At 51.7% G+C, this 5690-nt stretch carries 1 protein-coding gene; it reads right to left on the reverse strand.

What is annotated here, in order from left to right:
- Positions 1-5690 (reverse strand): non-ribosomal peptide synthetase (locus G9G53_RS25465; RefSeq protein ID WP_165150859.1); only part of this gene is annotated, 5690 nt, incomplete at both ends.

Below are 5690 nucleotides of genomic sequence, written 5' to 3' on the forward strand. Positions count from 1 at the left end.
TCTTCCAGCATGTATGCAATACGAGAGGATGGAAATTCGGGATCAATCGGCACATAAGCACCGCCTGCTTTTAGCACGGCCAGCAGACCTACGATCATTTCCACGGAGCGCTGTACCATCAGACCGACCAGCTTGTCTGGTCCTACTCCCTGGGCTTGAAGCATTCGAGCCAATGAATTCGCCCGTTCATTCAGCTCCTGATACGTCAGACGCTGATGTTCAAACACCAATGCCACCTGATCCGGCGTACACTCCACCTGCTCCTCAAACAGCTGATGGATCGTCTGATGGGACGGAAATGCACAAGCGGTGTCATTAAAGGCCGCTGTAATCTGTTGTTTTTCTGCTGCTGTGAGTAGTTCCAGCTCTTCCACCCGAACATGCAGGTTGAGCGAAATTTGCTCCAGCAAACGTGCAAAATGTCCATACAAGCGCTCAATACCTGCTTGATCAAAGCTGAGCGTGTTATACATAAAACGAATCTTGATGCCTTCTCCCGGCATCACGACGACGTTCAGATCATAGTTGGTTGCCTCTGTAGACACCACGTTCGAAATCGTAAATTTATTCTGCCCATCGCCGCCTAACTGTTCTACCTGCTGCTCCACCGGATAATTTTCAAAAATCATAATATGATTGATTAAATCCTGCTTCTGCTCGGTCAGTGCTTGAATTTCATACAGCGGGAACGCATCGTAGGCATTGGAAGCCAGCGCCTGCCGCTGTGTTCGTTTCATCAGCTCGACAAAACTTTCACCTGGTTCAGACTGCACACGCACTGGAATTGTATTGATAAATAGCCCGATCATGTGCTCCACGCCTGGAATATCTCCCGGGCGACCGGACACAACGCTGCCGAACACGACATCCGTACTGTTGTTATATTTTTGCAACAGAACGCCCCATACGGTTTGAATCAGCGTATTGATCGTGACCTGATTTTGCTTCGCCACTTGTTCGATCTGGGCAACCAGCTCTGGTTGGAATTCGCAATCCAGATCTTCAGCGATATATTCCCCGGTGTGCATCGATTTAGGCTGTGTTTTTTGCTGGGGAAGCGTAATTTGCTGCTCATAGTCCGCCAGATACCCACGCCAGTATTGCAAGGCTGCCTCACGGTCTTGACGTTCCAGCCATTCAATAAATCGACTGAACGGCGTGACAGGCTCCAGTGCTGGCTCATGACCCGCGCGCAGTGCCAGATAGCTACCAAATACCTCCTGTGTCATAAAGGACAAGCACCAGCCATCCATCAAAATGTGATGGAAGCTCCAAATAAAGTGATACGTTTCATCCCCGGTTTGTAGAATCGAGATACGAAGGAGTGCGTCCTCCGCCAGACGGAATCCTTTCGCTTTATCAGCAAGGGTAAATGCCTCCACACGCGCTTTACGTTCTTCTTTTTTCAGTCCGCGCAGGTCTTCATAGTACAACTCTCCGCTGCGGTTGTGGAAAACGACCTGTACAGGCTCATCCTTCCATGAACTGATAAAGTTCGTCCGCAATGCCTCATGACGCTGTACGAGCAGATCCAAGCTCTTGCCGAAAGTAACCACATCAAAACGCCCGTTCAATTCAAAGGTGGCCTGCTCAAAATACGCCGCCGAATTCTCATCCATCAGGCTGAAGAAGAGCATGCCCTTTTGCATCGGCGTCAAAGCATATACATTTTCCAGTTCGCCCAGATCTTGTGTATCCTCCACCAATTGCTCTAGCTCGTCTAGCGTTACATGGTTTAACAGCACATCACTTGGGGTCAATACCGTTCTCTCTTGGGCGACACAATGATGAATGACTTCACGCAAGCTGGATGCCAGCAGCTCACCCAGCCGTGCAATCGTTTCTTGGCGGAATTGCGTAGTACCGTAGCGAATCGTGAACACCAACTCACCATCCTCGATGACTCCATTGATATCCAGCGCAAAATCCATAGCCGCATTCATGCTGACAGGCACACCGATGGAATAGGAGGAAGGCTCCAGATCATTGTCTTTATAATCCTGATCGAATTGGCCCAAATAGTTAAAACTGATCTCAGGCTGAGCCTTTAACTGCACGCCTGCTTTCTCCAGAACATTCGTATCCGACAGGTATCGTAAAATACCATAGCCGATGCCTTTCTGCGGAATATGACGCAGCCCTTCCTTAATCCGTTTGATCAGACGAGCCGTATTCCCCCCTTGTCCCAGACTTCCATCGAGTACAACCGGGAACTGGCTCGTAAACCAGCCGACCGTCCGCGTAATATCCACATCCGGTACAATGGCTTCCCGTCCATGGCCCTCCAGGTTGACCAGCACTCGTTCGGAACCAGACCAGTCATATACGGCTTTTCCGAGCGCAGCCAGCAGCAGGTCATTCATTTCCGTGTTGTATGCGCGATGAGCTTGTTTGAGCAACTGCTCGGTTTCCTGCTTCGTCCAGCGGACCGTCACAACCTCACTGTCCCCAAGCAGTGCATTGTCATTCGCAAAATCCTTTGGCAAAGGCTTCGCAAGACTGGCTTCTGCTTGTTCGATATGCTGCCAGTAAGCAAGCTCCCGCTCCATCGTCGCGCTATTCGCATAGGCCGACAGCTGCTCGGCCCAAGTCTGGAACGAATCTGTTTTATGCGGTAGTCGGATAGCTGTGCCTGTTTTGCCTGCAATAGCCTGCTCATAACCGGATGCCAAATCCTCCAGCAAAATACGCCACGATACACCGTCCACAACCAAATGATGAATGACGATTAGCAAATGGTCGCCCTCAGCGCAGTGGAACAAACCAAGCTTCACAAGCGGACCCTCGCTCAAATAAATGCTCGCTTGAATTTCACTCGCCTTGGCTTCTACAGCGGTGGATTCGTCTTCAACGCCGCTAAAATCTACAATGTCCAGTGTGTATAGCTCGCCTTCCTCTACACTGCGGTTCCAAGCGGCATAGCCTTGCTCTGTCTCACGGAATACCGTGCGCAATGCGTCATGATGCTGGACCAAGCGTTCCATCGTACGGCGTAGCGCGTCGACGTCAAAGCGCCCAGCTCGATACAGCATTATCGCCTGGTTGCTGTGGTGCAGGTCAGCCGGCTGCTGCTCGAAGAACCACCGCTGAATGGGTGTCAGCTCTACCTTGCCTACGGCCTCATCCTGACTGGCCATCTTGCCGTCTGTACGAAGCAAAGGACTGAGTGACGCTACCGTCGGATTGCTGAACAGATCCTTCATGTTCAATCGATAGCCTGCTTGCAACAATCGGGACGATACTTGCAGTGCTTTGATCGAATCGCCGCCCAGTTCAAAGAAGTTATCCTGCGTACCTACGGCTTCTGCGCCCAGCACCCCAGCCCACACCGAAGCTAATACTTGTTCCACCGTAGTTCGCGGTGCCACATAAGCTGCACAGGTATGAATGCTTCCTTCCGGTTCCGGTAAGGCCTTGCGGTCGATTTTGCCGTTGTGGGTCAATGGTAAGGTCTCCAGACGCATCAAGCGTGCAGGTACCATATGTGCTGGCAGTGCTGCTTCCAGTGCTGCTTGTACTTCCTCGATCTGCAGCTCGGTTTCTCCCGTGATGTATCCGCACAAATACTTGTGCCCACGCTCATCCGTCCGGTCGATGACTACGGCTTGACGCACACCCGGCACCCGCTGGATTGCCGTTTCAATCTCGCCCAGCTCAATCCGGTAGCCCCGGATTTTGACCTGATAGTCCATCCGCCCGATAAAGTCCACATTGCCGTCTGACATCCACCGCGCCAGGTCACCTGTGCGGTACAATCGTTCACCGGCTACATACGGATTCGCTACAAACTTCTCGGCCGTCAGATCTGCACGGTTCAGGTAGCCTCGTGCTACCCCGGCTCCACCAATGCACAGCTCGCCCAGTACGCCGATCGGCACCGGATTCAGCTGGCTGTCCACGATGTAGAAGCGTGCGTTCAGCCATGCCTGACCAATCGGCACACTGCCGCTACTTGGCAGTTTTGACAGTTCTTCGTCGTAGAAGCTGGAGTCAATCGCCGCTTCCGTGACGCCATAGCTGTTCATAATGCGGATATCCGCACCAAACCGTTCTTGCAGCACCCGATAATCCGTCACGCTACAACTGTCCGAGCTGGTGATCAGCAATTCCAGACTGCTCATGTCAAGGCCCTGTTCATGCACATGCTGCATAAACGGTACGATTAAAGCCGGTGTGGATTCGAACACCGTAATCTGATAATCGTGAATCCAGCCATACAGACGGCTTGGATCAATCCGGTCGTCTTTCGGACAGATAACCATCGTGCCACCGTTATAAAGTGCCCGTGCGATATCGCCGACGAACACGTCGAAGGAGAAACTTGCCAGTTGTAACAGGCGTACTGGGAACTGGTTCAGACGGTAATCCCGGCGGTATGCCGAAGCTGTGTTTACCAAACTGTGATGCTCGATCATGACGCCCTTCGGACGTCCCGTTGTCCCGGAGGTGTAGATCACATACGCCAGATCCTGCGGCTCGTTGATAGGTTCAACATCCGTGGCATCCCCGGTGTACAGCGACTCATCGTCCAGTGCCAGTACAGTACGCAGACGCAGCCCTGTTGCCGGTTCGGATGCTTCTTCGTTGTCAGAACTCGAATCTAATTTAAAACTTACGCCTTCACTCAGGCTGTCTCTTTCCATCGTTTCAGCGCCAGCCGCTGTCTCCAACTCGCCCTCAAACTGCCCACCGGCCAAGACCTGTCGGCTTTCCTCCAGCCATGCTTGGGCACGCTCCTGCAAATCTGTTTGGGTCAGTAGTACCGTAGCGCCGCTGTCCTCGAGCATAAAGCGGATCCGTTCGGACGGATAATCTGCATCTAACGGTACATATGCACCTCCGGCTTTCCACACCGCCAATACGCCGACCATCATGTCAACCGAGCGCTCGCTCAAAATACCAACAATGGATTCGCGCCCAATGCCCTCAATCCGCAATCGGCGGGCAAGCTGGTTCGCACGCTCGTTCAGCTCGCGATACGTAAGCTGCCGCTCCTCGTATACCACTGCCACGTGATCCGGCACAAGCTGCGCTTGTTCTTCCACATAGGCATGGAACAACAATTCAGATTCTTTTTCGTCACTCCATGCAGATACGCCTACTGATCCAAAACCATCGATGATTTTTGCTTTTTCCGCAGCAGTCACCAGCTCCAACTCATCTACCAGCGCATCTGGTCTGTTAATCGCTTCTTCAATCATATGCAGCAAATGCTCGCGGATTTGCTCGACAGCTGCACGTTCAAACACCAGCGCGTTGAATTCCAAATGAATGTCTATTTCATCGCCTGGCACAACCGTAATGTTAAAATCATAATTCGTTTGCTCTGACATTGAAGCATTAACAATCGTAAAACCGTTCGTGTCACGGCTCCCCATGTGCTCCATACGCTGTTCCACCGGGTAGTTTTCAAACACCATAATATGGTTCACCAGGTCCTGTTTCTGCTCTGTTAGGGCCTGAATTTCATACAACGGATAGGTTTCATAGGCACGGGAAGCCAGTGCCTGCTCCTGTATCTGCTTCATTAACGCAGCAAACGTCATATCTTTCTCACTGTGAACTCGTACAGGAACCGTATTAATGAACAAACCAATCATTTTATCGATGCCCGGAATATCCGCTGATCTGCCGGATACGACACTGCCAAATACAACATCCCGACTGTTGTTATACCGTTGCAGCACAAC

Source organism: Paenibacillus sp. EKM206P, from assembly GCF_011066155.1.
In the GTDB taxonomy this organism is placed as follows: Bacteria; Bacillota; Bacilli; order Paenibacillales; family Paenibacillaceae; genus Paenibacillus; species Paenibacillus polymyxa_D.